This window comes from Pseudoteredinibacter isoporae (genome assembly GCF_040372805.1).
Taxonomy (GTDB): domain Bacteria; phylum Pseudomonadota; class Gammaproteobacteria; order Pseudomonadales; family Cellvibrionaceae; genus Pseudoteredinibacter; species Pseudoteredinibacter isoporae_A.
In genome coordinates this window covers 1-3,305 of the sequence record NZ_BAABWJ010000020.1, presented here as the reverse complement: position 1 = coordinate 3,305, position 3,305 = coordinate 1, and the positions used below count along the sequence as shown (strand labels likewise).

General features: G+C 51.3%; 3 protein-coding genes and 4 tRNA genes. All 7 read right to left on the bottom strand.

What is annotated here, in order from left to right:
* Nucleotides 1-140: 140 nt before the first annotated feature.
* A tRNA-Thr gene (locus ABWW03_RS19865) sits at nucleotides 141-216 on the bottom strand.
* Between the two features lie 40 nt (nucleotides 217-256).
* A tRNA-Gly gene (locus ABWW03_RS19860) sits at nucleotides 257-330 on the bottom strand.
* Between the two features lie 71 nt (nucleotides 331-401).
* A tRNA-Tyr gene (locus ABWW03_RS19855) sits at nucleotides 402-485 on the bottom strand.
* Between the two features lie 89 nt (nucleotides 486-574).
* A tRNA-Thr gene (locus ABWW03_RS19850) sits at nucleotides 575-650 on the bottom strand.
* A gap of 49 nt (nucleotides 651-699) precedes the next feature.
* Nucleotides 700-1,431 carry an SPOR domain-containing protein gene (locus ABWW03_RS19845; RefSeq protein WP_353411411.1) on the bottom strand — a complete coding sequence of 244 codons (732 nt, stop codon included), beginning with the start codon at nucleotides 1,429-1,431 and terminating at the stop codon, nucleotides 700-702.
* A 21-nt stretch (nucleotides 1,432-1,452) separates the two neighbouring features.
* On the bottom strand, nucleotides 1,453-2,208 hold the full coding sequence (locus ABWW03_RS19840) for a type III pantothenate kinase (RefSeq protein ID WP_353411409.1): 756 nt from the start codon (nucleotides 2,206-2,208) through the stop codon (nucleotides 1,453-1,455).
* The gene (birA, locus tag ABWW03_RS19835) at nucleotides 2,205-3,164 is read right to left on the bottom strand and encodes a bifunctional biotin--[acetyl-CoA-carboxylase] ligase/biotin operon repressor BirA (protein ID WP_353411407.1); all 960 of its coding nucleotides are present in this window, start codon (nucleotides 3,162-3,164) and stop codon (nucleotides 2,205-2,207) included. Before birA ends, ABWW03_RS19840 begins: the two co-directional genes overlap by 4 nt.
* Nucleotides 3,165-3,305 lie beyond the last annotated feature (141 nt).

Genomic DNA, 3,305 nt, shown 5'->3' with positions numbered 1-3,305 from the left:
AATTGTGCCCACGTTCACATGGGGCTTGGAGCGTTCAAATGTTTCTTTAGCCATTGTGGGCATCTCCGTATCAATAAATTGTCCCAAGCAAAAAGCCCAGACAACAAAAACCGCGCCAGCACAAGCCAACACGGAAAAAATGGAGCTCAAGAGCAGATTTGAACTGCCGACCTCACCCTTACCAAGGGTGTGCTCTACCAACTGAGCTACTTGAGCCTTGCAATCCGCCACTCACTCTTGAGCAACGCGATTAATTTGGAGCGGGTAGCGGGAATCGAACCCGCATCATCAGCTTGGAAGGCTGAGGTTCTACCACTAAACTATACCCGCCAAACAAATCCGCCAACTACCAACACAGCACATGCCAAAGCAAGTTAAGGTATGTTGAATAGCAGAAATAATGGTGCAGGGGGGTGGATTCGAACCACCGAAGCTTGCGCGTCAGATTTACAGTCTGATCCCTTTGGCCACTCGGGAACCCCTGCGAAAGAGGCGGGAATTTTCCGCTTCTCCGCTTAACTTGTCAACCGTTTTTTCTTAAAAAACAGCTATTTACATACACAAGTTAAGAAAATGGAGCTGGCGATAGGAGTCGAACCTACGACCTGCTGATTACAAGTCAGCTGCTCTACCAACTGAGCTACGCCAGCCCTAAACACTGTTACCTCGAACAGTGGAGCGCGGATTCTAGAGAAACTTTTACAAAGACGCAACACCTGGACAGTAATTTTCTCGTCTTTCTATACCTTTTCTTTTATTCATGAAGTTTTGCCAGGATTCATTGTTCATTTTTTCAGCTTCTGAGGGCTGAACGACCACCCAAGTCTCCTCATAAGACCGAACAACTTCTTTAATATCAGCCTGATACCCATAACCCGCCACTTCTTTCTGGCGCGTCTGTGCCGAGCTGCCCCGACTGTACATACCGAAGGAAATGCCGTTCACAATATCGCCCTTGGGGATCACATAAGAATCAATGCCCTTAGCCTGAAGCTCATGGAGCTTGCGCAGCGCCTCTTTCCGGCTCGGCAATGGAGAGAGGTAAACCCAAAACCCGGGATCTCCCGGTATTTCCAAGGTTTCAATGGCGGCCTCGACCTCAAGGGACGCCAAATGTTCGACTGCATACTCAGCCTGCAACAGTTCATCAAATGGGCCCAAAAGTGTGCACACCGGGTCGGACTCCGGCACTTCTGTAATTTCCGTAGCCACCTCGATATTCTCAACACTTTCAACCGGGATGCGGGTTTTCTCTTCCGGGCTCTCTTCAGAGTCTCCCTCAGACAGGTCGTGTTCGGAAAGCAAAGCAATTTCCGCAACACCCTCCCCCAATTTAGCCTTTGCTACTATCGGCCTGGGTTCTTCTTTCCCAAGCGCCCACGCCAATAACACAGCATTGAGCACAAACAGGCACACAAAAACCGCCTTCATTCTTTTTCCTATCTATAGTTATTAATCTGCGACTGACTGTATGATTGGGCAGACCCTCGCCAAGCCATCCAAAACCAGCTCTTCGTGCACGTGACACTCAAAGGGCAACAAGCCCGCAAGTTGACGCGCATCCCCCCCACAAACCAAAATTTCCGGCCTGCCTTCGCCCATCGCTTCCAGAAGAAGTCCACGGTAATAGGCCACCAAGCCCACCAGGGAGCCCCACACCCCACTTTGAACGGCTGAATCGGTATCCTGCGCAACCCCCAAAACCTCAGGACGCTCTCCCAACACTTTGACCTGATGAGTTTCCGAATATAAAGACTTGAACATCAAGCCGATGCCCGGCGCGATAACGCCACCGAGATAACACCCCCCCACCAGCATTTCGACCGTAGTCGCACTGCCGCAGTCGACAATCAGGCAATTGCCTCCGTAGCGCTTGTGCGCAGCAAGCACAGCCAACCAACGATCCGCCCCCAGTTTTGAGACGTTTTTATAGGGATTTACAAGACCGTCACATTCCTTCTGTACAGGCGCCAGCTTCAATTCGATACCGAAGCGACGCTGCAGCATAAAGCCAATCGACTGAGCAACAACAGGGGAAGCAACCGACACCATCCTGGCCGCGGTTAAATTTCTCGCCGCCAACAACGGCTCCAGCATATCACCGGCAGTCGCGTCGCTAACCAAAGCACCTCCGCCACAACGCTTCCCCGCACTGTCCACGACTCGCCATTTTACGCGAGTGTTTCCTGCATCCAGCTCCAATATCATCCCAGCAGCCTCAGGGAAACTTCACCGCCACTGAAGTGCTGCTCAACCCCGTCCACCAGTAATCGCAGGGCTCCATTATCAGCAACACCATTAGCGACACCTTCCGTGCGCTGCTGCGCGGAACTGACATAGACAGCCTGACCGAAAAACGCATCCAAATGCTGCCAGCGCTCACGGTATTGACCGAACCCGCCCTGATCATAGCTTGCCAGCATTGGCATCACTCGATCCAATATCGCCGCCGCCAGATCATTGCGAGAACCGTTAAAACCCAATTGCGCCAAATCCACCCAAGCTTGCTCAATATCGTCGGAGGAGACTTTAGGCATATCAACATTCAAACCGATACCCAGCACCAGCTTGCATTCACCGCTGACGTCCCCAGACATCTCCAATAGAATCCCTCCCAGCTTGCGCCCCTGGTGTAACACGTCATTTGGCCATTTCAGCTGGACACCTTCGATACCCTGACTGGCAATTGCATCAGCTACGGCAACTCCCACGGCGAGACTCAGGCCTTCAAGCGCTTGAGCCCCACCCTGAAATGTCCAAGACACCGATAGATAAATATTCCGAGCAAAAGGGCTTATCCAATTGCGGCCACGACGACCACGACCAGCCAACTGGCGCTCAGCCATGCAGACGTGACCATGATCAGATTGAGACAGGAGATAACTGTTGGTCGACTCAATGCTGTGAAATATTTCAAACTTGGAGACCAAATCTGCAGCACGAGGCTGCATCTGTCTGAGAATATGCTCTTGATTGAGTAAATCCAGGCCACCGACAAGACGATACCCCCGCCCTTTAACAGACGTCAGCTCCAAGCCCAACTCATCTAACTTATGGAGATGCTTCCATACTGCGGTTCGGCTGACACCCAACGCCTGCCCCAACTCCTCGCCAGAGTGAAACTCGCCATCTGCCAGCACATTCAAAATATCAACTAAGTTCATACAAACAACCATTAACAGCAATGGCCGAAAGTATTGAGGCTAGAGAAATAATATGCAAGCCGGGCTCGGCAAATGGACAAAACAGAAATACAAAACGTGATAGAGGAGTATACCCCTCTCTCAAAGTACCCAAATGAAGGT